This is a genomic window from Streptomyces triticirhizae (assembly GCF_003696235.1).
Lineage (GTDB): Bacteria > Actinomycetota > Actinomycetes > Streptomycetales > Streptomycetaceae > Streptomyces > Streptomyces triticirhizae.
Genome location: NZ_RFFJ01000072.1, coordinates 1 through 26,000, shown reverse-complemented (window position 1 = coordinate 26,000; position 26,000 = coordinate 1). Strand labels below are relative to the sequence as shown.

Here is a 26,000-nt window from a genome sequence, read left to right as displayed (position 1 = left end):
CGGCCAGGGGCGCCGCCGAGGCGGCGAGAAGCGCCAGCGCCCCCAGGGCGGTTGCCGGCGAGGCGGCGGCCGCCACCAGCGCGACCAGGGCCGGGCCGCCGAGCGAGGCCGCGTTGTAGCCGGCGGAGTCCCAGGCGTAGGCCCGGCCGACGGCGGCGGCCTCGACGGCGCCGGCCTGGGCGGCGTTCGTCGTCCGGCTCGCCAACGCGCCGACCACGCTGGAGAGTCCGCCCGAGACCATGGGGCCGCAGGCCCCGCCCGCGAGCGCGACGGCCAGCACCCACGGGGTGGGCGCCCGGCCGACCAGAGCGCTCAGGCCCCCGATGGCCAGCGCGAAACAGGCCAGCGCCCCCGCGCACAGCAGCGCGGGCCGGCGCGCCCGCGCCATCAGCGCGCCGGTCAGGGGCGCGGTGACCACATGCGGCAGCAGCCAGGCCGTGACGACAAAGGCCCCCTCGGCCGCGCCCCCGGTGCGGTCCAACGCGAGCAGCACCACGGCGATGCCCATGCCCTCGTCGGCCACCCGAGCCAGGAAGGCCGTGACCAGACACCGCACCAGCGGTCCGTTCACCCGGTCCGGCCCTCCCTGATCGTAATGCCTTATATAGAAAAGACATTACCCGGTTCGCGGGGGAGAATTCGAGAGGGAGAATGAGCGCCGTGTCCAGAACAGAGCCGCCCGGCGCGGGCGTTCGCACGCCCGGCTACCAACCCGCACTGCGCGCCGTCGCGTTGGCGAACGCCGTGCGCGCCGACCCCAGCCTGTCCCGCGCCCGGCTGGCCGAGCTGCTGGTGCGGCACGGCGAACGCCCGGCGGACGTCGGCCCGTCGGCCCTCACCGAGGCCGACGCCGCCGCGCTGCGCACGGCCGCCGGCCGGATCGGCGAGGTGCTGGCCGAGACGGACACCGACCGCGCCGCCGAGGCGCTCAACGCGCTGCTCGCCGCGTGCGGCGCCCGCCCCCGGCTCTCCCGCCACGACGGCACGCCGTGGCACCTCCATGTGGACGGTGGCGACGACGCGCCCTGGGCGGACTGGCTCCTCGCCTCCAGCGCCCACGCGTTGGCTCAACTCCTCAGCGAACAGGGCGGGTTGGCCTGGGCGACGTGCGCGGCGCCGGGCTGTGAACGGTTCCTGCTCACCCCGGGGCGGGGCAGCCCGCGCCGGCACTGCTCCCCCGCCTGCGCCAACCGCGCCCGGGTCGCCGCCCACCGCCGCCGCCACGGCGGCTAGGTCGTGTCCGTAAAGTCTCGTCGGATCAGACCGCGGCGTCAGACGCGGTGCGTCGCAAGGCACCGGATCGCAGCTCATACCTGGCCGCATTCGCGCGATTCGGTACTCGGCGAGGTGCCGCGTATGGCGTCGCGGGCCCGGCGAGACGTTACGGACACGGCCTGGCTCTCCGCCGTCAGCAGGCGCCTTCGGGCCCGCAGACGGCGCCGTCGGCGGTGTCTTCCGTTCCGCCGAGCGGCGTCAACGGCTGGCGGTCGCCCCACGCCCGGGTCAGCGCCTCGGCGAAGACCTCGGCCGGCTGGCCGCCCGAGACGCCGAAGCGGCCGTCGAGGACGAAGAACGGCACGCCGTTGGCGCCGAGTTGGGCGGCGGCCCGCTGGTCTTCGCGCACGGCGTCCCGGTAGGCCGCCGGGTCGTCCAGGACCCGGCGGGCCTCCGCCGGATCGAGGCCCGCCTCGCCGGCGAGGCGCACCAGCGCCTCGGCGCCGAAGAGGTCCTCGCCCCTGGCGAAGTTCGCCGCGTACAGCGCGTCCAACAGCCGGCGTTGGAGCCCGCGCTCCCTGGCCAGCTGGAGCAGCCGGTGGGCGTCCAGCGTGTTGCCCACCAGGCGGTCGCCGCGGTAGGCCAGCCCCTCGGCCTCCGCGAGCGCGACCAGCCGGCCCTCCATCTCGGCCGCCTGCGGGCCGAACCGCCGGACCAGTGTCTCGGCGACGGGCTCGACGACGCCGGGCTCCCGGCTCGGGTCGAGTTCGAAGGAGCGGTGCACGACCTCCACCCGCTCCCGGTGCGGGAACGCGGCCAGTGCCTTCTCGAAGCGGGCGAGGCCCAGATAGCACCAGGGGCAGACGATGTCGCCCCAGATCTCGACGCGCATCCCGGGAACGGCGCCCGCCGGCCGGCCCGTCTCCGTTGTTCCGGTCTCGCTCATCGTGCTCTCCCGCGTGCGGGTGGGGGTGGATGGTGGGTGGATGGTGGGGTCGGGTGGTCGGGTTCAGCCGGCGCGCAGGGCCTCGGCGACGCTGTCCGCGAGCGGCGTCGTGGGCCGCCCCAGCAGCGTGGGCAGTTCGTGGGTGACGGTGGCCAGCGCGCCGCCCGCGACTCCGAGGTCGGCGTCCACGAAGATGTCGACGGCCGCCGGCGGCAGCCCGTCGGCCGCGAGCGCCCTGGCGAGTTCCTCGCCCGGCAGGTCACGGTAGACCACGGGCTGACCGGAGACCTTCGCCGCCTCGGCGGCCAGGTCGGACAGGGTCCAGGCGGTCGAGCCGGTGAGTTCGTAGACGCGGCCCGCCTGGTCGTCGCCGGTCAGCACGATCGCGGCGGCCTCCGCGTAGTCCGCGCGTGCGGCCGAGGCGATGAGACCGTCGCCGGCCGCGCCGAGCAGTTCGCCCCGGGCGACGGCGCCGGGCAGCGACCAGAGGTAGTTCTCCGTGTACCAGCCGTTGCGCAGCAGCACCGAGGGGATGCCGGACTCGGCGATGGCGCGCTCGGTGGCGCGGTGCGCCTCGGCCAGGCCCAGCGGGTTGGTGTCGGCGTTGACGACGGAGGTGTAGGCGAGCAGTTCCACGCCGGCGGCGCGGGCGGCGTCGACGACGGCGCGGTGCTGCGCGATCCGGACGTCGTCGGGGCCGACCGAGGAGACCAGCAGCACCCGGTGCGCGCCATCGAGGGCCGGGCCCAGGGTCTCCGGGCGGTCGTAGTCGGCCTCCCGCACGACGACCCCGAGGGCGCCCAGGTCGGAGACCTTCTCCGGATCGCGGACCGCCGCGACCACCTCGCCGGCGGGGACGCCGCGCCTCAGCAGGGTGCGGACCACGCCGTTCCCCAACCCGCCGGTGGCTCCGGCTGGCCTTTGATGTCTTCGCCCGGGACTGCCCGTCCCGCGAGGTGCTGGAGCACCTGACCGGACGGTGGGGCGTGCTGGTCATGGCGGGCCTGCGCAGGAAGGGACCGGCCCGGTTCAACCACCTGCGCCGCCGGATCGACGGAGTCAGCGAGAAGATGCTGGCCCAGACCCTCCAGGCGTTGGAGCGCGACGGCTTCGTGGCCCGCGAGGTGCTGGCCGTGATGCCGCCCAAGGTCAACTACTCGCTGACCCCGCTCGGCGAGAGCACGGCGGACCATCTGCTGGCCCTGATCGACCACATCGAACGGGAGATGCCGGCGCTGCTCGACCGCCGCGGGAGCGGAAGCGAAGCGGAGAACGGCTCCGACTCCGGGAGCGAAGCGGAGAACGACTCCGGGGCGCCGGTCGCCGCCCGTTGAGGCACCTGGCCGCCCGTTGAGGCCCGTCCGGCCGGGTCCGCCGATCCACGGGCGCGGCCCGACGGCAACGGCGCGGCCCGTCGGTCAACGGCGCAGCGTCAGGCGGAAGGTGCTGCCCGGGTGCGCGTCGGCGACGGTGACCCGGCCGCCGTGGGCCCGGGCGACCTGGTGGGCGATGGGCAGGCCCAGGCCGCTGCCCTCGGTGTCGGGCCGGCCGCGCCAGAACCGTTCGAAGATCCGCTCGCGCTGCTCCTCGGGAACGCCGGGGCCCCGGTCGGTCACGGTCACGCTCGCCTCGGTGGCCGTCAGCTCGACGGCCACCCGCACGGGCGTGCCGGCGAGGGCGTAACGGAGCGCGTTGTCCACCAGGTTGGCGACCGCCCGCCGCACCGTGGGGCCGTCCACGGCGCACACCGCGCGCTCCGGCGCGTCCAGCCACAGCGCCATCCGGCGCGCCTCGGCCAGCACCGACGCGTCCTCGACGACCCCGCGCACCAGCGCGGCGAGGTCGACCGGTGCCCGGTCCAGGGTCCTGGCCCGGCCCCTGGCCTCGACCAGCAGTTGGTCGATGACCGCGCCCAGCCGCTCGGCGGCGCGGTGGGAGCGGGCCAGGCCCTGGCGCAGCAGATCGAGGTCCGGGTCCGGGTGGGCCAGCAGCACCTCGGCGTTGGTCACCAACACCGAGAGGGGGACGCGGAGTTCGTGGCTGGTCTCCTCGACGAGGCGGCGCTGGGTGGTGGCCGCCGTCTCCAGGCGGCCCAGCATCGCGTCGAAGCTGGCGGCCAGCGACACGATCTCGCCGGGGCCGCGCGTCAGCGCGATGCGGCGGCTGAGGTCGCTCTCCTCGATCTCCTCGGCGACCCGCCGAACGCCCTCGATGGGCCGCACCACGCGGCCGGCCCACCACCAGGCCACGCCGGCCGCCGCCGGGCCGAGCGCCACGACCGTCCAGGCGACCCAGGGCGATCTGCCGCCCTCCGCCTCGCCGTCGAACCCGGCGTCCGACCCGGCGTCGAACCCGGCGTCGATCCGGCTCACCCCGCCGTCGATCTGCTCGACGTTCTCCGTTTCGGTGACCAGCAGCACGCCGAAGAGGAGCAGCACCGGCACATAGCCGCCGAGGAAGCCCAGCACGGCCAGCCGCACCCGCAGCGAACGCCACCACCTCACGGCTCCTCCCGCAGCCGGTAGCCCGCCCCGGTCACGGTGTGGATCAGCGGTGGCTCGCCCAGCTTGCGGCGCAGCCGGCTGAGGATCACCCGGACCGAACCGGTGAACGGGTCCGCGTTGGCGTCCCACACGTGTTCCAGCAGCTCCTCGGCGGACAGCACCTCCCCGGGGCGGTGCAGGAAGTAGCGCAACAGCGCGAACTCCCGTGCGGTGAGCCGCACTTCGCGGCCGGCGCGGCGCACCACGTGCGTTGCCTGATCGAGCGTCAGGTCGCCGATGCCCAGCACGGCGCCGCGCTCGTCCGACCGACGGGCCAACGCCCGCAGGCGGGCCAGGAGTTCGGCGAAGTGGAACGGCTTGACCAGGTAGTCGTCCGCGCCCGCGTCCAGTCCGGCGACCCGGTCGGCGACCGCGTCCCGCGCGGTGAGCAGCAACACCCGGGCCGGCCGACGCGGTTGGGGGCCGCCTTCCTCGTTCCCGCCGAGCGAGCGCAGCAGGTCGAGGCCGTCTCCGTCGGGCAGCCCCAGGTCCAGGCAGGCCACGTCGTAGGCGGTGGCGGCCAGCAGCTCCTCGGCCTCGGCGCGGGTGGCGGCGCGGTCAACGGCGTAGGACGCGTTCCGCAGGCCCAGGGCCACCAGGTCGGCCAGGTCCTCGTCGTCCTCCAGCAACAGGATGCGCATGGCGTGTGCCCCTCCCAACCCTCCCGGCCGGCCGTTCAGTTGGGGACGGCCGTGGCGGTGAAGGCGCCGCCGGGGCCTTCGAGGACGAGTGTGCCGTCCCCGAAGGTCGCCGTCACCTCCGGTGCCCCGCCGGCCGGGTCGACCGGGCGGTAGCCGCCGTCGGTCGAGGGCAGCAGCGTCAACGACGGCGGGCTCGCCGGCCCCTCGGCGCCCGCGACGGCGCCGCCCTCGTCCAGCGCGTACCAGAGGGTGAGGGTGGCGTCGCCGCCGCCGACCGTCACATAGGTGCGCACCTCCCCGCCGGCGACCACGGTGCCCTCGAAGGTCACGTCCCCGATCGACCCCAACTCCGCCTCCAGCAGACCGAGTTCCTCCCGCCCCTCGGGCGTCTCCCCGGCCAGCAGGCCGGCCACGCCCCGCTCGTGCGCGGCCAGGTCGTCGGCGGTGAAGCCGCCGCCCGGCGGGTGGAGCGCGGCCACCGCGTCGGCGCCGAACGGGGTGACCTCAAGGCCGTTTTCGCCCGCCTCGACCTCGAACGTTCCGCCGTCCGGCAGCCGGTAGCGGCCGGCGACGGCGGCCAGCTCGGCCGGGTCGACTTCGGCGGCCGGCAGCTCGGGGGCGGGCGGCGTCCCGCCGGTGAGCAGCGCCTCGCCGACCGCGCGCAGCAGCTCCTCGGCCGTGATCTCCTGGGTGTTGGAGGCGATCGCCACCGCGCGTTCGCGCTCGGGCAGCCAGGCGACGGCCACGTCCTGGCCAGTCGCGCTGCCACCGCCGGCGACCGCCAGCACCGGCGCGCCGAAGACCTCGGCGTCCAGGACGACCCAGCCCGGGCTCTCGGCGCGGCCGTCGCCGTGGTCGAAACCCGGCGTGGCGACCCGTTCGGTGGACTCCGGCGAGAGCAGCTCGCCGGTGAACAGGGCGTCCGTCCAGGCCGCCAACTGCCCGGTCGTCGCGGCCAGATCGCCGGTGCCGGCGAGCGCCCAGTGCGGGCCGGCGAAGTCGCCGCGCTGCTCGCTCGGACCGTTCTCGCCGTGGCCCACGGCGCGCGGGCCCGGCGCGGCCGGCTCCCCGTCCCAGAAGCCGCCGGCCACGGTGCCGTCGGGCAGCGGCAGGATCTCCTCGGCGAGATGGGCGCGGTGGCCGCGCTCGGACCGTTCGTCGACGATCAGCGCCAGCAGGGTGTAACTGGCGTCGCTGTAGCGGAAGTCGGTGCCGGGCGGGAACGCGGGCTCGGCCGCGTTGAGCGCGGCGATCGCCTCGGCGCGGGTGAGCGGGCGGTGGTCCTCGCCGACATGGCCGGTCAACCCGCCGGTGTGGAGGAGGAGTTGTTCGACGGTGACGGCGGCGGCCGGCCCTTCGAGGCCGGGTAGCAGCGCGCCGGCCTGGTCGTCCAGGGCGAGCGCGCCGGCGTCGGCGAGGTCGAGCACGGCGGCGGCGGTGAACGCCTTGCTCACCGAGCCGAGGGCGAAGACCGTGTCCACGGTGACGGGTTGGTCCCGCTCCCGGTCGGCCGTCCCGTAGGCGGAGAGGCACTCCGGCGTGCCGCCGTCCAGCACGGCGACGCCGCCGCTGAAGCCGGCGTCGGCCCAGGCGCCGAGCGCGGCGTCCAGCGCCGGCGGGCAGCTGGCGGCGTTCGGCCCGCCGGCGGGCTGGCCGCCGGCGGCCGTGTCGTCGGAGTCCGCCGTCGCGGAGCACCCGGCCAGTGCCGCCCCAACCGCCGCCAGCACGCCGGCCGTTGCCGTCGCCGTCACCCCCGTCCAGCGCCGCCGCCGGTCGTTCCCCACCTGCCGTGATGCCCGTCGTTCACTTCGTTCGCGTCGTTCCATGGGGCGACGGTAGGAAGCGGGGTGCGAACCTGAGGTGAACGGACGCGCGGGACCGCCGGAGGGTGCGGTTGTCGGGCGCCGTCAACTAGTCAAGCTGGACAGCCGGTTCGGGGCGGTGGACGCCGGCCGGGCGGTAGCCGAGGGATTCGGAGACCCCCACCAGATCGGCCAGGTACCAGAGGGTGGCCAGCCACATCTCGGTGCCCTGGAGCCCCGGCCGGTCTCCCCGCCCGGCCGGCCCGCCGACCGGCGGCTGGCGGAAAGGGAAGCCCTCTCCGTCCACCCAGCGCTCCAACAGCGGGCCGCACTGGCCTGCGGCCCAGGCGGAGACCTCCTCCGCCCGGTGGTTCGGCGCCTGCCGGGCGGCCAGCCACAGCGGGTGCGCCACGTCGAGAACGTTGCAGGCCGTGGTGCGCCCAGGACCGAAGTGGCGGGGATCGGCGGCGTGCCGCAGCACCGTGTCGACCACCCGCTCCGGATAGGGCACCGGCAGCCCGAACTGGGCGAACGAGCCGCGCGCCGCCCGGTAGTAGCCGTTGACCGGCTGGAGCAGCCCGTCGGCGGCCCGCTCCTCGCTCCACAGCCCGGTCCCCGGCCGGCAGTGCGTCAGCAACCAGCCGAAGAGGACGTCGAGTTGACCTCGGGCGCGGTCGGGTCCCGCCGGGTCGAGCGACAGGTTCCAGTAGAGCGCCGTGCCCAGCGTGTCCACTCCGGCGCCCGCGCTCCAGCCTCCCTCCCGCCAGGGCAACTCGGCGAGCACGAGGCGGAGTTCGTCGGCGTCGAGCCCGGCGACCGCGCCCACGGGGTGGGTGAACGAGGAGCCCAGCAGATCCAGCGCGTAGCCCAGGCTCAGCACGTGGTAGTCGGCGTTGCCGTCGGCGCCGAAGCCGGCGGGGGCCGGGCCGTGCCGGCCCGTTCCGCTCAGGCCCGCGGTCAGGCCGGTCGCCGGGTCCTGCCCCTGGCGCAGCCGCCGGACGTGTTCGGCGGCCGGCAGCTGCGCGGGGGCCCGGCCGTGGAGCAGGGCGAGGATCTCCACGGCGTCGGCGTGCGCCCGCAGGGTGGGCGGCGCGTCGGGGGCGTCCAGGTAGCGGCCGGTGGGGGTGCCGTCCGGCGCCACCGCGTCCGGCTCCCAGACGCGGGCCACCACGGCGTCGGTCTGCTCGCGGGCCCGCTCGGCGAACTCCCCGAGCCGGGCGCCGAGTTCGGCCCGCTCGTCGCGACGCGACCGGCCGGGCGCGCGCCGGTCGCGGATCACCCGTGCCGGGTTGCCGCCGACCACCGCCCACTCCGGGACGTCGCGGGTGACCACGGCGCCAGCGCCGATCACCGCGTGCGCGCCGACGGTGACGCCGTCGAGCAGGACGGCGTGGGAGCCGATCCACACGTCGTCGCCGACGACGATGCCGCGCTCGCTGGTCGGCTGGCGGAAGACCGGCCGGTCGGGCGCCATCCCGTGGTTGAACCCGAGGATAGAGGCGTGGGCGCCGATCCGCACCCCGTTGCCCAGGGTGACCGTGCCGCGCACCACGGCGAACGGGTTGAGCGTGCAGTCGTCGCCCGCCGTGACCGTGCCGGTGAGGTAGGCGTGGGCCGCGACATAGCAGCGGGCGCCCAGCCGGAGTGCGGTCGGCTGGACCATCGCCAGCTCGGAGAGGAAGGTGCGGTCCCCGATCGCGCTGTCGCCGGCCGGGTCAGTCGTGGCCAACACGGCGCGCTGCCGGGCTCGTTGGGCTGTCCGCCGCTCCTCGTCGGCCCGTTCCCAGAACAGCCAGGCGTTGTAGTCCAGCAGGCGCGGGTCGTCGGGGCGGTCGGGCTCGCGAACCTGGTCGGTGGGGGCGGGCTGGTCGCGGTGGTCGGTGTTCGCTTCGGCCGGGGCGGGATGGTGCGGTGACATGGCGGTGAACGAACCTCTGCGCTGGGCGGTGCTTCCGACCGCATCGTCCCCCGCCCGTTCGCTCCCGTCCACACCCGGCCGTTCCGCCGGCCGCCGGCACCGCCGCCGGAACGGCGCGTTCCGGAGAGGCCGCCCGCCTAGACTGGCCCTTCGTCGCGGGAGGCCCGCCGGCCGAGGGGAGAACGGGTGGCGATCGAGGTGCCGCGCCGGGCCGTGCTCTCCCGGCCGCTGTCGGTCCCGTTGATCGCCACCGTGGTGGTCGCGCTGCCGCTGGCCGTCGCCGCCCAGCCGGGCACCGGGCTGCGGGACACGACGTTCTGGCTCCAGCTGGTGGTGGCCTGCTACGCCGGGGTGCGGCTGTGCGCGATGGTGCTGTCCGGCCGACGGCGGCTGATTCAGGGCGCGTTCTGGCTCTTCGGCTATCTCGCGATGGGCATCGCGCCGCTGGCGCAGAGTGTGTTGGGCCGCGACCCGACGCCCGTGCTCGGCCCGCGCGAGGACACCCAGCTGGCGACCGCTCTGGTGCTCTGCGGCATGGTCGCCTTCGACGTGGGCGCGCTGCTGGCGCGGCTGCGCCCACTGGGCAGGGAACGGGGCCGACCCGCCAGCGTGCACCGGGGGCGACTGGCGCTGCTGGTGCTGCTCGCTTATGTGGCCAGCGGCCTGCTGATCGTCCAACTCGGGGGCCCTGGGGTGTTCTTCACGAGCCGTCAGGAGATCAGCGCCAGCCTCGCCGAGGCGACGGGCGCGCCGGCCGAAGGGGCGGACGGCGGCGGGGAGGCGGGCAGCGCGCTGCTGCGCGGCTTCGGAACCGTGCCGGCGATGCTGGCGTTGCTCTTCCTGACCCGCTGGCTGGTCACCTCGCGCGCGGCGCGGCGCCGGCCGGCCGTGGTGCTGCCGTGGGCCGGGCTGCTGGTGGTCAACGCGATCGTCAACAACCCCATCTCCAACCCGCGTTACTGGTTCCTCACGGTGCTCTTCGCGCTGCTGTTCACCATCTTCCCGCGCAGCCCGGTGATGTACCGGGCCGCGCTGGCGGTGGGACTGGCCGTGGCGCTGCTGGTCTTTCCGTTCACCGACCGGTTCCGCTACGACGAGGACACGCGGCGGCCGCTGGAGACCGACTCCGTTCTGGAGCCGCTGGTGGTCAAGGACTACGACCAGCTGAACATGTTCGCCAACACCGTCACCTTCGCCGCCGACGGCCACGGGCACTCCTACGGCGAGCAACTCGCGGGCGCCGCACTGTTCTTCGTGCCGCGCGGCATGTGGAGCGACAAGCCGGAGGACACCGGCTTCCTGGTCGGCGGCTGGATGGGCACCGACAGCGCCAACCTCTCCTCCCCGCTGTGGGCCGAACTGTGGCTGGACTTCGGTCCGTTGGGGATGACGGCCGGCTTCGCCGCGATCGGCTACCTGGCGGCCCGCACCGACCGCCGCTATGTGCGGCGCACCGTGGACGACCCGTCGCCGGGGAACGTGCTGGCCGTGGTGGTGCCGGTGCTCGCCGGCTACAGCTTCATCCTGCTGCGCGGCTCGCTGCTCCAGGCGTCCGGCCGCATCGGCATCGCGCTGCTGTGCCTGGCGCTGGTCACCACCTTCCGCCCCACCCGCCGGTCCGAGCTGCGGTGAGCGGTCCGCACTCCTGGCCGGTTTCCTAGGCTGGGCGGCATGACCGAGGAGACCCAGGTGCCGCGACCGAGCCAGCCGCCCCAGGTGCTGTTCCCGTGCGATCCGCTCAACCCCCGCCGAACGGACGGGCACTTCGCCGCCGAGGCCCGCGCGGTGCGGGAACGCGGCGGCACGGTCGCGCTGATCGACCACGACGCGCTGCTGGCCGGCGACGCGGCCGGGGCCGTCGCCCGCGTGCCGCGCGGGCTGGGGGCCGCCCGTTACCGGGGATGGATGATTCCGGTCGACGACTACGCCGCGCTGGACGCGGCGCTGGCGGCACGCGGCGCGGGGCTGCTGACCACGCCGGACCAGTACCGCTCCGCGCACCAACTCCCCGGCTGGTACGGGGCGTTCGCGGCCCGCACGCCCGCGAGCCGCTGGCTGGCGTGCACGCCGGGGGAGGTGCCGGCCGAGGCGGAACTGACGCGGCTGGCCGCCGAGTTGCCCTCCGGCCCGGGCATCGTCAAGGACTGGGTCAAGTCCCGCAAGCACGAGTGGGACACCGCCTGCTACGTCCCCGACCTGCGGGATTCGGCGGGGCTGCGCCGAGTGGTGGCCGAACTGGTCGCTTTGCAGGGCGAGTTCCTTGCCGGCGGGGTGGTGTTGCGGGCGTTCGAGACGTTCACCGGCCCCGAAGTCCGGGTCTGGTGGCGGGACGGCGAGCCGCGCCTGTTCACGCCCCACCCGGATGCGGACGACGTCTCCGTTCCCGCCGTCCCGGCCTCGGTGCTGGACCAACTGGGGTCTTCTGTACGGACGTTGGGCTGTCCGTTTGTCACCACGGATGTGGCGCTGCGCAGCGACGGCGTCTGGCGCGTGATCGAGGTCGGCGACGCGCAGGTCAGCGACCGCCACCCCGCCGTCGCACCGGAGGACCTCTCCGCCCTCCTCGCCACGGCGGATTGAGGGCCGGATGGCCCTGCGCGGAACCCAGGCCCACGGAACTGGTGACGCGCTGCCGCCGCTGGTCCGGCGGGCCCTCGACGCGGCCCGCGCGAACGGCTTCGCGTTCTCCTGCCGGCGCCCGGACAGGGCCGCCCGCTCCGGCCGTTGGCGGCGGGCGCGCCGGCCGCCATCGGCGAGACCGGGACCGGGACCGGCTGTGGCGTCGGCCTCGCCTGGCTGGCCTCGGGCGCGCCCTCGGGCACCCGGCTGACCAGCGTGGAACGGGACCGGGGGCGGGCCAGCGTCGCCCGGGACGTCTTCCGGGACCACGAGCGGGTCGAGATCCTGTACGGCGACTGGCGGCGCGTCGAGGAACGGGGCCCGTACGACCTGCTGGTGCTCGACGGCGGGGGCCAGGCGAAGGGCGACGGTGAGGCGGATGACGGAGGCGAAAGGCCGGCCCCCGGCGAGAGCGCCGCCGATCCCGCGCGGCTGCTGACGCCCGGTGGGACGGTGGTGATCGACGACTTCACCCCGGCCACGACCTGGCCGCCCCGGTTCAACGGGGCGCCGGACGCGGCCCGAGTGCACTGGCTTGCCCATCCGGAACTCCGCGCCGCCGAACTGCGGCTGGCCCCCGACCTCGCCGTGATCGTCGGCACCCGCCTCCCGAGCACGTGAACGCCGGCGGGGCGCCGGCGTCGGGCCGGCGGTCGGGCCCTGTGCCCTCCGCCGAGCCGCAACCGTTCAGGAGCGTGACCGGTCCAGGAACTCGGCCAGCCACGCCTCGTGGTCGGCGCTTCCGTGGAGCGGGGTCGCCGGCGCGGCCGGCAGGTCCGCGCCGGCCAGGCGGTCCAGCGCGGTCCACACGGCGTCATCCGCCAACTCCGGCGCGTTTCCCTCCATCTCCGCCAGCGCCCAGTCGGCGGAGGTGGCCGCACTGCCGGGGTCGGCGAGCAGGAGCCGCAGGCGGCGCTCGATCTCCGCCCGCAAATCGGGCCGTTGGCCGCGCGGCGCACTCATCGCGGCGCGATGCGTCGCGGGGCGACTCGTCGTGGGGGGCGGTCATCGGCGCGGCCGGTCATCGCGGGGGACGGTCATCGCGGGGCGACTCGTCGGCGCGGACGGTCCCGCAGCACCTCGGCGACGCGGCGGTCCGGGGCGGCGTGCGAGGACTGTCCGTCGTGGCCACTCTCGATCTCCCAGAGCAGGTTCTGGAGGATGCGGGCCTGCGTCCAGGCGACGGCGCGGTCGCGGTCCAGGTCGAGGATGTCCGTCATCAGATCGAAGCGGCGCAGCACCCCGCGCGCCGCGTCGTCGCCGGCCGTCACCTCCTCCCACCGGTTGTGAAGCGCGGGCAGCAGCTCGAACGCCGGGTCTCCGGCCAGTGGCTTGGGGTCGATCGCCAACCAGTCGGCGCGTCGGTCGCCGTCGGGGAGCGGGGCCAGGACGTTGCCGTAGTGCAGGTCCCAGTGGAGCAGCCGATCGCCCGCGCCGTCCGGCAGCACCTCGGCGAGCGCGCCCGCGCAGTGGTCGAGCAGCGAGCGCACCGCAGGGTCGCCGGCCCGCTCGCGTGCGGCGGGGGCGCGGCGCAGCAGGTCGGCGGCGATGTCGGCGAGGCGGCGCAGCCCGGGCGGGGCGGGGGTGGCGGTGAGCTGGGCGAGGCGTTCGGTGAGCAGCCGAAGCGCCTCGTCGGCGTCGGGCACGATCGCCAACGAACGGGTGGCGTCGAGGCGTTCGAGGAGCATCGTGCCGGTCTCGGGGTCGTGTTCCAGGAGCCGCACCGCGCCCTCGCCGCGCCAGGCGCGCAGGGCGGCGGGTTCGCCGCCGGTCTCCTCGTCGACGGGCTGGAGCTTCAGCACGGCGGCCGTGCCGTCGGCGCGCCGCACCGGGAGCACCAGCGCGACGGCCCCGCTGTCCGCCGGGCCGTCCGGCGTCAACGCCCACCGTTCCAGGAGCCGTTCGGCGAGCGCCGGCAGCCCGGCGGTCCAGGCGCGGCCGACGGCGCCGAAGTGCGTGACATGCGCGGCGGCCAGGGCGGCGGGCACCTCGATGGGCGGACGGGGGCGGCTCATGCGGACACCTCGGGTGGTCGGGTCGACGTGCCGGGGCGCGGCGCCCGGTCCCCGGGCGTCTCGCGGCAGGGCATCCTCATCGAACCCCGGCTCGTCCCCGATCGCCAACTCCTCGGCGGCCACCCACCGATGTGGCCCACCCCATCGGAAACGTCGGGGGTGGCCGTGTCGGCGCCGGCGGCCGACTCCCAGCCCGCCACGGGCGGATGGCTCCACCCGTCCACCTCCAGCCGATCCACCGCGCCATAGACCGTCTGCTCCTCGTATGACGACAACGTCGACCCACCCCCTTCGAGTCTCGCCGAACGCGGCACCGCACCTTGCGGCGACGGCGGCTCGCCCTGGCAGCGGCCGAACGGCCCCCGATCTCCCAGCGGATCACCCCCTTTCATCGTCACGATCACAACGCCTTCCCCTCACAACCCGACCGTCGGCCGCCCCGGTCCGATCTGCGAGAGGAGCCCCGGTGTCCCCCTCGCCGAGCCGCCCTCACCTATAGAGACGCGCCAACCCATCCAGAACGTCGCACACCAGTTGTTGAACGGGCCGATCCCGCTCGGCCGACGCCCGCGCCTCCGCCCCGGCCCGCCCTGCCCCTGCCCCGGCCCCGGCCCCGCGATCGCGACGTGACCGTGCCGTTGTCGGCGGCGTCTGTCAGAGTGGTGCCGTGGAGCCACTGAGCGATCAAGACCCCCGGCGGCTGGGTGAGTTCACGCTGCTCGCGCGGTTGGGCAGCGGCGGGATGGGGCGGGTGTACCTGGGGCGTTCGCCGGGTGGGATGCAGGTCGCGATCAAGGTGATCCGCGAGGACATCGCGGAGGACAGCGGTGTCCTCGCCAGGTTCCGCCGCGAGGCGGCCACCGTGCGCGCGGTGCGCAGCCCCTACACCGCCCGTCTGGTCGCCGCCTCGCTGGACGCGCCGCCGCACTGGCTGGCCACGGAGTTCGTCCCGGGCCCCACCCTGCTGCGCGCCTCGCGCGGCACGCCGCTCGAACCGGCCCTGTGTGTCGGCCTGTTCGCGGCCCTCGCGGAGGCGCTGGCCGCCGTGCACGCGCATGGCGTGGTCCATCGCGACGTCAAGCCGCACAACGTCATCCTGTCCCCCGGCGGCCCGCAGCTGATCGACTTCGGGATCGCCAGGGCGGCCGAGCACACCGTGTTGACCCACACCGGCCAGACGCCCGGCACCGTCGGCTACACCGCGCCCGAGGTGCTGCTGGGCGGTCCGGCGGGGCCGGCAGCCGACGTGTTCGCGCTCGGCGCGACGATGGCCGCCGCCGCGACGGGCCGCCCGCCGTACGGCGCGGGCGAGTGGCCGGTGGTCAGCTACCGCGTGGTGCACGGGGAGGTCGACGTCGAGGGCGTCGAGCCTCGCCTCGCCGAGCTGATACGCGGCTGCGTGGCGCGCGAGCCGGGCGACCGCCCCGACCCGGCGGAGATCGTTCGGCGTTGCGCGGTCTCGTTCGCGCTCGCCGAATACCCGCCCTATCGGCGGCTGCTCGAAAGCGCGGCGCCCGCGCCCCCGCCGCCCCCGGCGCACCCGCCCGCAACGCGCCGCCGGCGCGCGCCCCTGCTGGCGGTGGGCGGCCTGGCGGCCGGCGGCCTCACGGTGGCGCTGCTGCTGTGGCTGCTCCCGGACGGCGAGAGCGGGAACGGCGGGAACGGCGGGGCGGCCGGCGAGTCCCCGGTCGAGTCGCCCGCCGAGTCGCCGGACGAGGGCGAGATCGGCGGCGAGACCGCCGGTGAGAGCGACGGTGCGGGCGGGAACGGCACGGGCGGGAGCGGCGCGGGGGGCGAGCGGTTGACCATCGGTGTGAAGTTCGATCAGCCCGGCCTGGGCGTCCAGGACGTCAACGGTGAGCTGAGCGGCTTCGAGGTGGAGGTCGCCCGCTATGTCGCCGCCGAGTTGGGCTTCGACGAGGACGACATCGACTGGGTCGAGGCTCCCGCCGCCGAGCGGGAGAACCTGCTGCTGCGGAACGAGGTGGACCTCGTCGTGGCCACCTACACCATCACCGAGGACCGGGAGGCCGTCGTCGACTTCGCCGGCCCCTATCTCACCGCCCACCAGGACCTGTTGATCCGCGCGGAGGACGAGGTGGCCGACGTCGCCGCGATCAACGACCTCACGCTGTGCTCGGTCACCGGCAGCACCTCGGCGCTGAACGTGCGGGACGGTCTGGCGCCCGGCGTCCGCCTGGAGGAGGCCGCCACCTGGAGCGAGTGCTTCACCGCCCTCGACGAGGGCCGGGTGGACGCCCTGACCAACGACGACGCCCTGCTGGTCAGCTACGCCACCAGCGCGGAGAGCCCGGGCGGCTACCGCCTCGCCGGCCTCGGGCTGAGCACGGACTACGAGTACGGAATCGGCATTCCCGAGGGCGAGACGGAGCTGCGCGACGAGATCAACGCGGCGCTGTCCCGGATGATCGAGGACGGTTCGTGGGAGGCGGCCCTTCGGGCCCATCTCACCGGCGTGGCCGACTACGACCCGAGCCCGCCGGAGCTGTGAGTGCCGGAGACGTTCTCCGGGGGAAGGGGCGTCGCCCGGCTCTCCCGCCGGAACCGGCGGAAGAACTCCCCCATCACCTCGGCGACCGGCGCGTGTCGGGCGAGGAGCGCCGCCACGCCAGCGGAGACGTTCTCCGGTACGTCTCCCCTCGCACAGGCGCGTACGAACGCGGCCCGTTCCTCGGGCGGATGCCCGTAGAGGGCGACGGACAGCCAGTTCACCAGGTAGGTGGCGGCATAGCGGCGGTCGTAGCTGAGGTGCCGGTGCAGGAAGTCGGCCTCGTCCGGGGCGAGTTGGAAGCGGGAGGAGAGCGCGAGCCCGAAGTCGGCGAAGTAGAGCCGCCGCCCGTCGGTCAGGATGTTCTCGAAGTGGGCGTCGAGGTGCAGCAGCCCCTGGGCGTTCATGAACGAGATCCCGGAATCCAGCTCGCGTTCCACCATGGCGCAGGCCCGTTCGGCCTCCGCCCCGCCGGCGGCGATCCGTTTGTCCAGCCAGTGGTGCAGCGTCGCCGGGAGGTACTCCAGGAACAGGACGAGGCGCGCGGAGGAGTCCCGGAGCGCCTCGATCCGGCGGCGGATCTCCGTTCCGCCGCCCCAGTAGGCCACCGCCCGTTCCACGTCGGCCAGTTCCTCGGGCAGCGGCCGGGGCTCGGCCGGCAACACCCGCCAGTGGTGGGTCAGCGGGAAGCCCTCGTGTTCCCCCGCGAGCACCCAGTTCGTCGTCATGACGTGCACGGCCAACTCCCGCCAGGCGCCGAGGCCCGGGCTGCCGACGGTGCCGATGCCGTAGTGGCAGAACGCCGGCAGCGCGAACAGGTTCGCCGTGGAGTGGACGTTCTCCGGCCGCCGTTCGAGGTCGGTGAGGCGCACCTGTTTGACGAAGACGGGCGTCCCCTCGATGTCGAGCAGCGCCGAGGTCCCGCCGATGCCGGTGCCCAACGGCTGGGCGCCGTCGACCCGTTCGCGCAGTTCCCGGCCCCCGCACAGCGCGAGGGAGGTGGCGACGGCGGCGTGGGCGGTCAGGCGGGCTTCGCGGCCGTTCACGAAGGCGGTCCATTCATGAAGGGGGTCCGTTCATCGTTGGGGCGGGGTGGCGGGCCGCCAACCGTCGCCGCGCGTGAAGGACTCGGCCCGGGCGAGGAGTTCGGCCAGCCGCCAGCCCCTGGCCTCGGTCCACGCGTCGTCGTAGTAGGTGTCCCGGTACGGCTCTCCGGCGTCGCCGACGAGCGCGACGACCGGCCCGGCGTCCCCGCCGCCGGCCCGGCGCATCCGGTCGACGAGGTGGAACGCGCCCCAGAGGCTGCGGAGTTCCAGCGCCGCGCGGAGCCGGACCGCCGCCTTCGCGGGATCGCGGTCTCAGCGCGATCCCCGCTCGGCCGCCCAGGCGTCGCACTCCACCAGCCGGGGCGGCTCGACCGTGGAGGCGCCGGCGGTGTACGCGAGCCAGAGCAGGTCGAGGTGGGCGAACCAGGACTCGGTGCCGGAGTCCACCCAGATCCGCAGGACATGCCCGCCGGGCGGGCCGGTGAGGTCCCACCACGCCCACCCACGCATCCCGAACCCGGGCTCGAAACGGGACAGCCAGTCCGTCAGCTCCCAGGGCCCGTCCGTGCCGGGATGCGCCTGGTACCGCGCCCGCCCGGCGAGCGCGAACTCGGGTGCCTCATCGGGCACTTCCCCACCCGTCGACACGGCCCGAAACCAGCCCGGGATGTCCTCCGTCGGCAGCTCCTCGGCCTCGAAGTCCGCGGTGGCCGCGAGGGTCAACGTCGGGGCCAGCACCTCCCGCAGGCGACGCTCGTAGTCGGCGGCGGCCACTGCGGGCCGGACGGTGAGACACGCCAACTCCGGCGGCGAGGAGACGTTCTCCGGTGTGCGCACCAGCCGGTCCCGCTCGGCGGCCAGCGCCCTCGCACTCACCTCGACCACGCTCGTCGTCCTCTTCAGCTCAGCTTCTGGTGACGCTTCCAGAGCCGGGAATGATGGCGTTCTGGAAGTCGTCCAGCATACTGCCGGGCAGCCCGTAGAGGTCGGCTCCCCTCGTCGGATCGGAGATCTCCGGGCAGATCCGCTTCATCTCCCGCCATTCGGCACGAGTGAAACCACCCGGGTTCTGCTGTGGAACCGCCGTCCTGCGCACCTGTTCCAGGAAGTCGTTCCGCACCCGGAAGGACACGATCTCGCCCACGCCGCCCCGGAAGTTGAGCGTGTGGGCGATGTCCCCGCTGAGGTTGACGTAGAGCTGCTGCTGACCGGTGATCGTGACGTCGCCGTTCGGGTCCACATGCATCCGCTGGCTGCCCGGGTGACTGGTCTGCCGCCGGAAACCCGCTGTGGTCCCATCGTGCGGTGCCAGGCCGAGCGGGTCCGATCCGATCATGGGGTTCGGGACGTACGCCCCGGGGTTGTCCGCGGGGACCAAGCCCAACGGGTCCTGGGTGACGTAGGCGGCGGTCTCCGGATCGTAGTGACGCTGGTAGTTGTAGTGCCACTCCGTCTCGTCGTCCGCGTACTGCCCCGGGAAGCGGAGGGGCGTCGTCGTCGGGTACGGCCTTGAAGACAGGGGCACGCCCCACACCGTGGATCGCGACTCCCAGGCGGGTGCGCCTCGTTCGTCCACCAGCAGGACGGGCGCGCCGACCAGGTCGGGGACCATGGCGTAGAAGCGCCGGTCGACCTCGGTCCGGGGGCCCCTCGACCTGAACCAGGGGGGTCGTCCCCTCGTACTCCCAGGTGAGGCTGGTCGCCGTCGCGTCGGGGCGGTGGGTGGTCTGCTCAACGAGCTGGCTGTCCTGCCAGGTGAAGTCCGTCCGCTCAACGGCGACATGGGGATCATCGGCGGCCAGGCGCTCCTTACACACACGTCGCCCCAGGGCGTCATAGCCGTAACGCCAGTGCGTGCCCTCCGGGGTGGTGACGGACACCAACCTGTCGTCGGCGTCCCAGACGTAACGCCAGACCTTCGACGTTCCCGAGAGCGTCGTGCGACGGCGCTCCACCACGCGCCCTGCGGCGTCCCGTTCGCAACGGGTTCGGCGGGCCCCGACCGGGCGCCGCTCGACGTGGCCCGGTGTTCCTTCGGCCTCCGGCACGGCCTCCCACCGGGCCTCGACCAGGTCACCGTTGTCTCCGTAGGTGTACCGCTCGTCCGCTCCGGGGCCGTCAACCCGGGTGACCCGCCCGCCCTCGTCCAGCGTGAGGCGGGTGGTGCCCACCGATCCGGAGATCTCGACCGGATGGTGGTCCGCGCGGTAGGCGAACGAGCGGTGCCAGACCTCCCGCCGCTCGCGTCCCGTGACGGTCTGGTCAGTGACGCGTCCGGCGACATCCCAACGCCGCACGACAGCGCACTGGTCGCCCACCTTCAGGGTTCGGACCAGCCCGTCCGCCGACCGTTCGAAGGTGAGGGTGCGACCCGCCACGGTCAGTTCGGCCGGCGCACCGTCCACGTGGGTCCACCGGCTCTCCACGCCCGAGGGGGTGACTCGTTCAAGGATCTCTCCCCGGGCGTCGCGCGTCACGGTGAGAGTACGACCGTTGACCGTCTCCGTGAGCCACCGACCGGCGGCGTCGTAGCTGCGGCTCAGCGCGGCGTCCGGGGTCTCGGCCGTCAGGAGGCGCCCCAGCGGGTCACGGACGAACCGGGTGTGGACACCGTCCGACGTGGTGCGCTCGACGACTCGCCCCAGGACGTCGTGCCGGAAACGGACTGACTGTCCGGTCGCGTTGGCCCACGCGACCACCCGGCCGGCCGCGTCGGTGCGGTAGCGGGTGGTCCGGCCGTCGAAGTCCGTCTGGGATGTCAGGCGTCCCGCCGCGTCGTACTCGTAGTGCCACACCCGCCCCTGTGGATCGATGACCTCGCTGATCCGCAACTCGGTGTCGCGCACGAAGCGGTATGCCGCACCGTCGGGACCGACCCGGCGGACGGGCAGGTCGAAGGCGCCGTACTCGATGGTGGTGGTCGCCCCGTTCTCGTCGACGACGGTCTGGCAGTTCCCCTCGGCGTCGAAGGTCCAGGCGCGGATGTCACCGGCTGGTCCGACGCGCCGCAGCAGGTGCCCCTCTGGCGACCAGGTCAACTCCGTCTCGCCGCCGGACGCGTCACGGACGCGGGTGACCCGCCCGAAGGCGTCCTGGGCATAGCGGACCGCCACGTCCTGGGGCGCGACAAGGGCGATCGGCAGTCCTGCCCCGTCGCACTCGATCCGCGTGGTGGTTCCGTCCGCCTCGGTGATGCCGCTCGGTCCGCCACGCTCGTCGTAGGTGGTGCGGGTGCGGTGCCCGACGGGGTCGACGAGGACGGTGGGGTTACCCCGCCCGTCGAAGGACTGGCGCCAGACCGTTCCATCCGGTTGAGTGACCTCCGTGACCAAGCCCAGTTCGTTGTGTTCCAGGCGCGTGCTCAACCCGTCGGGGCGAACGATGACGGTGACGTCGCCGTGGTCGTCGTATTCGTAGCGGGTGGTGTGGCCGAGGGGGTCGGTGACGGTCAGGGTGCGGTCGTAGCGGTCCCAGGTGTGGGTGGTGGTGTGGCCCAACGGGTCGGTCTGGGCGATCAGTTGGAACGATTCGTTGAACTGGTAGACCGTGTCGTGGCCCAGGGAGTCGGTGACGACCGTGCGGTGGTTGCCCGCGTCATAGGCGTAGCGGTACTCCAGCGCGCGGTCGGTGCCGGTGGTGTAGACGCAGCGGCCCTGCTCGTCGTAGGCGTAGGAGTACCAGTAGCCGTTACGGTCCTCCCAGCGGGACATCCGGGCGTGCTCGTCGTAGGAGAACCTCAGTGGCAGCCCCGAGGAGTTGGTGATCTCGGCCAGCAGCCCGGCGGTGTCGTAGCCGTAGGTCAGCAGGGTGGGCTGGTCAGGGTCGTTGAGGAGCGTCAGCGCGGTGACGCGGTTGTTCTCGGTGGCGATGCCGAGGTGGTAGCCGCCCGAGTGGTGGATGTCGGTGGGGGCGCCGGTTGTCGTAGGCGAGTTGAATGCGGTTGTTGTTGCGATCGGTGATCGCGATCAGGGGCAGCTCACCGCCGGAGCGGCCCTCCACGGGCGCGAAGTGGAGAGGTGTCCGGTTTCCCGCTGATGGACGCTCATCGGCGCCTCGGGCTGCCCGTCCCAGGACAGCGGCCAACGCGGTCCCTCGACGGGAAGAACCGGCTCGTCGGGAAGGGGACGCGGGTAGAGCAGCGTCATCCCGTCGGCGGTGAAGAATCTGGCGCCGTGCTCGTCGAGGACCAGGCGCTGGTCGAGGGTGGACGCCCAGGACGAGCCGAACCAACGCCCCGCCCGGTAGGTGGAGATGTGGTGGCGTTCGACCACCAGCGGCAGCACACCGGGAAGGTCGACATCCACCGCCGACATCAACAGCTCGCCGGTGGCCACATCGACCGGGTCACCGCAGGCGTTGCGCCCGTTCATCGGGATGCCATCGCCCCGGGTGCGCCGGCCCAGCCGCAACGCGCCCTGCCGCAGACCCCGCAGACCCGTCGAGGCCGCGCCCCGGAGTCCGCGGGCCAACCCGCCCAGGGTCGTCAGGCCCTTCATGCCCGGAATGCAGTCCAATGCCGCGAACGCGACATCGAGCGATCCCGCCTCACCCTTCGCGTACTTGATCAACGTGTCGGCCAGCACGACCAGCGCGGCGGCCAGAACGACCCAGGCCAGGGGGCCGCCGATGATCATCACCACGACGCCCAGGACGGCGACGATCACCTTGCAGACCTCGACAAGGGTGTCCCAGTTGTCGGTCACCCACTTGATCGCCTTCTCCCACCACTTGCGGTTCTGAATGCCGGCATCGGAAGCCTCCTCGATGCCCTGCGCACAGATTCGGGCCGCCTCCTCCCGCATCTCCTGTGCGTCGAGGGCGAGTTGACGGGCGGCGGCGAGGCGTTCCTCGGCGTCGGCGACGCGGGCCCGCGCCGCGCCGGCGGCCGCCTCCGCCGCCTGCCGGTCGCGGGCGGCCGCGCGGACATCCGCCTCGTCCGGCGGCTCGACGTTCTCCCGTTCCCCCTCCCGCTGAAGCCGCTCGGCCTCATCCCCGGCCCGCCCCACCCAGTCCTGCGCGTCCCCCAACGCCGCCTGTGCCGACGCCAGATCCGCCTGCGCGGAGATCGCCCGGTCCAACGCCCGGTCCGCCATCCCCTGCGCCGTCTGGAGCTTCGGCCAATAGGCGTTCAGCGCCTGCGAGCACAGGGAGTAACTGTCTTCCAGCTCGTCAGATTGTCCGGCACGCCCTCGAACTCGGAACGGAACGCGTCCGCCGACAGACCCGCCCAGTCCTACACAGCACGCTCCGACGCCAGACCACGGATCTTCCCCAACGCCTCGCTCACATCATCGGCGAACTCCTGAAGATCATCGGCCAGATCCCGCACCTCGTCCGGGTCCCCCGGCGTCGGGTCCCGATCCATATCCACCGGCGACCAGTCACTCGGACGCGCCATCGTTCTCCTCCTCGCCCCGTCCCCGCTGATGTCTCTGGACATTGACTGCCACGCACCAGACCTGCGGACGGTTGCATGAGCGCCGGCACACCTCTTCGCTCAGTTTCGCCCAGTCTCACTCAACTCCGCACCACCGTGCGGAGTTCCAGCGCCGCGCGGAGCCAGGCCGCCGCCGCCTTCGCGGCGGAGCCGATGGCCAGGCCCCAGGCCGCGCCGAGGATGCCGCCGGTGGCGTAGCCGACGAGCAGGGCGACCACCGAGAACGCGGAGAAGACCAGCTGGATGGGCAGGGTCGCGCGCGGGGTCAGCACCCGCAGCAGGAGCAGCGCGCAGGTGCCCAGGGCCATGAACGCGTACTGGCCGCCGGTGGCGGTGAGGATCTCGGACGCCGAGTCCCAGGTGGCGCCGAGGAGTTCGCGGCCCATGGTGTCGGGGAGAACGGTGAGGACCGTGGCCCACACCAGCGCCGTGACGGCCAGGGTGGCGCCGGCGGCGAGGGCGGCGCGGGCCTGACGGTGGGCGCCGGGGCGGGCGTTGAGGAGCGGCGGGCCGAAGCCGGTGGCGGCGTTGAAGAGCACGTTGAGCGGGCCGAAGAGCGTGCTGGCGCCGCGCAGCGCGCCGACGGCCAGCGGGTTGGCTATCAACCCCAGGCCGATGATGGCGAGTTGGGACGCGGCGTTGCCGACGCCGAACTCGACGACGAAGCGCCGCCCGAGGTGGCGGTGGCCGAGCAGCCGGGCGGGGCGGATGCCGCGCACCTCGCGCGTGCGCCAGGCGAGCAGCCCGGCGGCCAGCAGCAGCGCGGGCAGCGCCGACAGGCCCCAGGCGAGGACGAGTTGTCCCGGCCCCGAGCCGTGTGGCTGGGCGGCGAGCACAGGAACGACGACCGCCAGCCGCAACGTGTCGACGGTCAGGGCGAGTTGGGGTATGCCCAGCAGCGAGCAGGCGTAGCGGAGCACGTCCTGGGTGAGGACGATCGGCAGGACCAGGCCGAGGGCGGCCAGTCCGGCGGCGGTTCCGCCGGGGAGGGCGAAGGTGGCCAGCGCCAGGGCCGCGCCGAGGGCGGCCGAGCCGGCGAGGGTGAACGTCGCGGCGTCCCAACAGTGGCGGTTGAGGGTGAAGTTGGCGCCCCGGCGGAGCACCAGGGGCTGGCCGACGTAGGCACCGGTGGCGCCGAGGAGGACGGCGAAGACGGTGTAGACGACGGCGAAGGAGGCGAAGTCGTCGGCCGTCGACTGGCGGGCGGCGACGATCACCACGGCGATGTTGGTGAGGGCGGCGACGCCCTGGTCGGCGACGGCGGCCAGGGAGGCGAGGGAGGTGCGAGGGCTCTTCACGGTCGGGGGTGTCGGGGGTTCGGCGGGGCCGGCCGGGCGGGGCGAGGCGCCGTTTTCTCTGCTCACTGGGTGTTTTCTCTGCTCACTGCGGGGGTCAGTGGGTGGTTGCGGGCGATCGGGGTGCGCGCCGGGGTGCGTGGGATGGCGCACGGGGTGGTGCGCGCCGGCGCGGCCGGGCGGCGCGCGCCGTGGGTGGGTCGGTGCGGGATGGTGGGTCGGGGCGGGGTCAGGGGCGGGGGTCGTTGCTGCCGTCCTCCAGTTCGGCGGGGTTGAGCACGCGCAGGCCCATGGTCTCGGAGTTGCCCTCGCCCCGGTCGGGGGCCGGGCTGCGGCGGGCGCCCGTGGGGCCCCCGGGCGCGGCCCGTGGGGCGGGCGCGGCGGTCGGCGCGTCGCGCGGCGTCTCGGTCCGGCCACGGGTGTGCTCGGAGCCGTTGCCCCAGGAGTGGAGCACGGCGCCCAGCAGCAACCCGCCGGCGCCGACGACGAGTTCACGGACCCGGGCGAGGTCCTCGCGGCGCACCTCGCCGGGGTCGCAGACCACCAGCACGCCGTCCACGCGGTCGATCAACGCGATGGCGTCCGCGTAGGAGAGGACGGGCGGGGCGAGCACCACGACGACCGAGCCCCGGGCGTCGGCGTGGCCCAGGAGTTCGGTGGCGGCCGGGGAGGTCAGGGCGCGCGGCACGTTGCGCACCCGGCGGCCCGGGACCAGGTCGAAGATGCCGGACTCCCCCGCGTCTATCGGGACGCGCATCCCGGCCGGCCAGCCGCCGCCCTCGGCGCGGCCCGGGGTGCGGGCCCAGCCGGGGCGGACGCCGTCGGCGTGCCGCAGCTGCTCGATGAGGGTGGGGGTGCGCAGGTCGGCCTCGACGAGGAGGGCGTTCATGCCCATCTCGGCGAACGCCGCGGTGATGTTGACGGCGGCGGCCAGCGGGGTCTCGATGCCGCCGCGCGGGGCGACGACCAGCAGCCTGCGGCGCTGGGCGAAGGTCTCGTCGTAGGCGAGGCGGAACGCGATGGAACGGTACTCCTCCGCGAGCCGGCCCTCGGCGAGAAGTTGGTCGGGAACGCGCCCGGCGCGCGGCAGCACGCCGAGCACCGGCGCGCGCAGCGCGCGGGTGACGTCGCCCGCCGTGCGGACGGTGGGGTCGAAGACCAGCCGCACCCAGGCGGCCAACAGCCCCAGGCCGATGCCGACGACGTAGCCCAGGCCGAGCAGCAGCGGCAGCCCGGGCCCCGCCGGCGAGGTGGGCGGGGTGGCCTCGGTGATGACCCGGCCGCCGGTGGTGTCCAGGGCGCGCAACGCGCTGATGTCGGAGTTGAGTTCGGCGATCTGGCCGACGACCTGGGAGAGGTCGGCGACGGCCAGGTCGTAGGCGGCGGTGCCCTCGACGAGGGTGTCGACCTCGGTCTGGAGCTGGTCGCGGCGCTCCAGCAGCGGCTCGCGCTGGCCCTCAAGGGATGCGACGTTCTGGGCGATGGTCTCGTCCGCGTCGGCCTGCCGGTTGGCGAGGTAGGCGGTGACGAACGCGTTGGCGCGCTGGGCCGCGACCTCGGGGTCGTTCGCGGTGTAGGCGAACCGCAGCACCTGGGTGTTGGGCGGGTTGGTGACGGCCAGGCCGCGTTTGAGGCGGCCCAGGCTCTCGGCGGTGCCGAGGGTCTGGCCGGCGCGCTCGGCGACGATGTCGCTGACGGCGGTGCGGCGTTCGGAGCCCATGGCGACCCGGTCCATGGCGGCGGTGCCGGCGAACGGGTCGGTGGTGGGGGTGCGCAGGCTGACCTCGCTGGTGGCGACGTAGCTCTCGTTGGCGGCCAGGCCCAGCCAGGCGCCGCCGGCCAGGCCGATGAGGATGCCGCAGATGATCAGGGCTCGGTAGCGCAGCAGTTGGCGGAACTGGTCGCGCAGCAGGTCGGGTTCGTCCCAGGGCTGCTGCGGCTGGGCGGCGCGCTCCGCGCCCGCGACCGCGCTCACGCCGGCGCTCCCCGGGGCGGAAGCGCCGGGCGCGCGGCG

General features: G+C 74.3%; 21 protein-coding genes and 2 pseudogenes. 6 read left to right on the top strand and 17 right to left on the bottom strand.

Translation table 11 applies throughout. The features are described 5' to 3' along the window. A pseudogene (locus tag EBN88_RS14785) lies at positions 1 to 571 on the bottom strand (MFS transporter); the annotation flags it as partial. An 80-nt stretch (positions 572 to 651) separates the two neighbouring features. On the opposite strand from EBN88_RS14785, the gene EBN88_RS14780 reads away from it, so the two are divergent. Further along, positions 652 to 1,233: a CGNR zinc finger domain-containing protein gene (locus tag EBN88_RS14780; protein ID WP_122184339.1), complete on the top strand. Its 582-nt coding sequence runs from the start codon at positions 652 to 654 to the stop codon at positions 1,231 to 1,233. Positions 1,234 to 1,408: 175 nt separating this feature from the next. On the opposite strand, the gene EBN88_RS14775 is transcribed toward EBN88_RS14780, so the two are convergent. Further along, on the bottom strand, positions 1,409 to 2,107 hold the full coding sequence (locus tag EBN88_RS14775) for a DsbA family oxidoreductase (RefSeq protein WP_122184338.1): 699 nt from the start codon (positions 2,105 to 2,107) through the stop codon (positions 1,409 to 1,411). Between the two features lie 117 nt (positions 2,108 to 2,224). After that, positions 2,225 to 3,046, bottom strand: coding sequence for an NAD(P)H-binding protein (locus EBN88_RS14770; protein ID WP_233580677.1), 822 nt, complete (start codon positions 3,044 to 3,046; stop codon positions 2,225 to 2,227). Between the two features lie 71 nt (positions 3,047 to 3,117). On the opposite strand from EBN88_RS14770, the gene EBN88_RS14765 reads away from it, so the two are divergent. Further along, entirely contained in the window at positions 3,118 to 3,495 is a 378-nt protein-coding gene (locus EBN88_RS14765) for a winged helix-turn-helix transcriptional regulator (protein ID WP_325052755.1), read from the top strand. 84 nt (positions 3,496 to 3,579) lie between these two features. On the opposite strand, the gene EBN88_RS14760 is transcribed toward EBN88_RS14765, so the two are convergent. The 4 genes and pseudogenes from EBN88_RS14760 to EBN88_RS32730 all read right to left on the bottom strand — a co-directional run. Beyond that, positions 3,580 to 4,665, bottom strand: a complete 1,086-nt coding sequence (locus tag EBN88_RS14760; protein ID WP_122184335.1) for a HAMP domain-containing sensor histidine kinase — start codon at positions 4,663 to 4,665, stop codon at positions 3,580 to 3,582. After that, positions 4,662 to 5,345, bottom strand: coding sequence for a response regulator transcription factor (locus EBN88_RS14755; RefSeq protein ID WP_122184334.1), 684 nt, complete (start codon positions 5,343 to 5,345; stop codon positions 4,662 to 4,664). The genes EBN88_RS14760 and EBN88_RS14755 overlap by 4 nt, the downstream gene beginning before the upstream one ends. Positions 5,346 to 5,380: 35 nt before the next feature. Then, positions 5,381 to 7,171, bottom strand: coding sequence for a serine hydrolase domain-containing protein (locus tag EBN88_RS14750; RefSeq protein ID WP_122184333.1), 1,791 nt, complete (start codon positions 7,169 to 7,171; stop codon positions 5,381 to 5,383). A gap of 1,240 nt (positions 7,172 to 8,411) precedes the next feature. Then, positions 8,412 to 8,570: pseudogene (locus EBN88_RS32730) on the bottom strand (DapH/DapD/GlmU-related protein); the annotation flags it as partial. A 681-nt stretch (positions 8,571 to 9,251) separates the two neighbouring features. Here EBN88_RS32730 and EBN88_RS14740 point away from each other — a divergent pair. The 3 genes from EBN88_RS14740 (at position 9,252) to EBN88_RS14730 (ending at position 12,305) form a co-directional block, all read left to right on the top strand. Next, complete coding sequence (locus tag EBN88_RS14740; protein ID WP_122184332.1) at positions 9,252 to 10,697, top strand: hypothetical protein; 1,446 nt, start codon at positions 9,252 to 9,254, stop codon at positions 10,695 to 10,697. A 39-nt stretch (positions 10,698 to 10,736) separates the two neighbouring features. Next, positions 10,737 to 11,645 carry an ATP-grasp domain-containing protein gene (locus EBN88_RS14735; RefSeq protein WP_122184331.1) on the top strand — a complete coding sequence of 303 codons (909 nt, stop codon included), beginning with the start codon at positions 10,737 to 10,739 and terminating at the stop codon, positions 11,643 to 11,645. Between the two features lie 144 nt (positions 11,646 to 11,789). Next, entirely contained in the window at positions 11,790 to 12,305 is a 516-nt protein-coding gene (locus EBN88_RS14730; RefSeq protein ID WP_325052754.1) for an O-methyltransferase, read from the top strand. Positions 12,306 to 12,371: 66 nt separating this feature from the next. Here EBN88_RS14730 and EBN88_RS14725 read toward each other — a convergent pair whose 3' ends face one another. Together EBN88_RS14725 and EBN88_RS14720 are read right to left on the bottom strand one after the other, a co-directional pair. Next, entirely contained in the window at positions 12,372 to 12,647 is a 276-nt protein-coding gene (locus EBN88_RS14725; RefSeq protein WP_122184330.1) for a DNA-binding protein, read from the bottom strand. Positions 12,648 to 12,721: 74 nt separating this feature from the next. Further along, the gene (locus EBN88_RS14720) at positions 12,722 to 13,699 is read right to left on the bottom strand and encodes an aminoglycoside phosphotransferase family protein (protein WP_122184341.1); all 978 of its coding nucleotides are present in this window, start codon (positions 13,697 to 13,699) and stop codon (positions 12,722 to 12,724) included. 667 nt (positions 13,700 to 14,366) lie between these two features. On the opposite strand from EBN88_RS14720, the gene EBN88_RS14715 reads away from it, so the two are divergent. Beyond that, a complete protein-coding gene (locus EBN88_RS14715) occupies positions 14,367 to 16,211 on the top strand; it encodes a bifunctional serine/threonine-protein kinase/glutamate ABC transporter substrate-binding protein (RefSeq protein ID WP_122184329.1) in 1,845 nt (614 codons plus the stop codon). On the opposite strand, the gene EBN88_RS14710 is transcribed toward EBN88_RS14715, so the two are convergent. The 8 genes from EBN88_RS14710 to EBN88_RS14680 form a co-directional block, all read right to left on the bottom strand. Further along, complete coding sequence (locus EBN88_RS14710) at positions 16,184 to 17,254, bottom strand: serine/threonine-protein kinase (protein WP_122184328.1); 1,071 nt, start codon at positions 17,252 to 17,254, stop codon at positions 16,184 to 16,186. The genes EBN88_RS14715 and EBN88_RS14710 overlap by 28 nt on opposite strands. Before the next feature lie 30 nt (positions 17,255 to 17,284). Then, the gene (locus tag EBN88_RS14705; RefSeq protein WP_122184327.1) at positions 17,285 to 17,479 is read right to left on the bottom strand and encodes a hypothetical protein; all 195 of its coding nucleotides are present in this window, start codon (positions 17,477 to 17,479) and stop codon (positions 17,285 to 17,287) included. 87 nt (positions 17,480 to 17,566) lie between these two features. Then, complete coding sequence (locus EBN88_RS14700) at positions 17,567 to 18,139, bottom strand: hypothetical protein (RefSeq protein ID WP_122184326.1); 573 nt, start codon at positions 18,137 to 18,139, stop codon at positions 17,567 to 17,569. A gap of 19 nt (positions 18,140 to 18,158) precedes the next feature. Beyond that, positions 18,159 to 18,866: an RHS repeat domain-containing protein gene (locus EBN88_RS32725; protein ID WP_407703411.1), complete on the bottom strand. Its 708-nt coding sequence runs from the start codon at positions 18,864 to 18,866 to the stop codon at positions 18,159 to 18,161. A gap of 2,353 nt (positions 18,867 to 21,219) precedes the next feature. Beyond that, positions 21,220 to 22,347, bottom strand: coding sequence for a DUF6531 domain-containing protein (locus EBN88_RS14690; RefSeq protein WP_122184324.1), 1,128 nt, complete (start codon positions 22,345 to 22,347; stop codon positions 21,220 to 21,222). A gap of 140 nt (positions 22,348 to 22,487) precedes the next feature. After that, entirely contained in the window at positions 22,488 to 22,652 is a 165-nt protein-coding gene (locus EBN88_RS30570) for a hypothetical protein (protein ID WP_158621378.1), read from the bottom strand. A 119-nt stretch (positions 22,653 to 22,771) separates the two neighbouring features. Further along, on the bottom strand, positions 22,772 to 23,989 hold the full coding sequence (locus EBN88_RS14685; protein WP_233580676.1) for an MATE family efflux transporter: 1,218 nt from the start codon (positions 23,987 to 23,989) through the stop codon (positions 22,772 to 22,774). 226 nt (positions 23,990 to 24,215) lie between these two features. Beyond that, on the bottom strand, positions 24,216 to 25,961 hold the full coding sequence (locus tag EBN88_RS14680) for a lipopolysaccharide biosynthesis protein (protein WP_122184323.1): 1,746 nt from the start codon (positions 25,959 to 25,961) through the stop codon (positions 24,216 to 24,218). Positions 25,962 to 26,000: the final 39 nt, after the last annotated feature.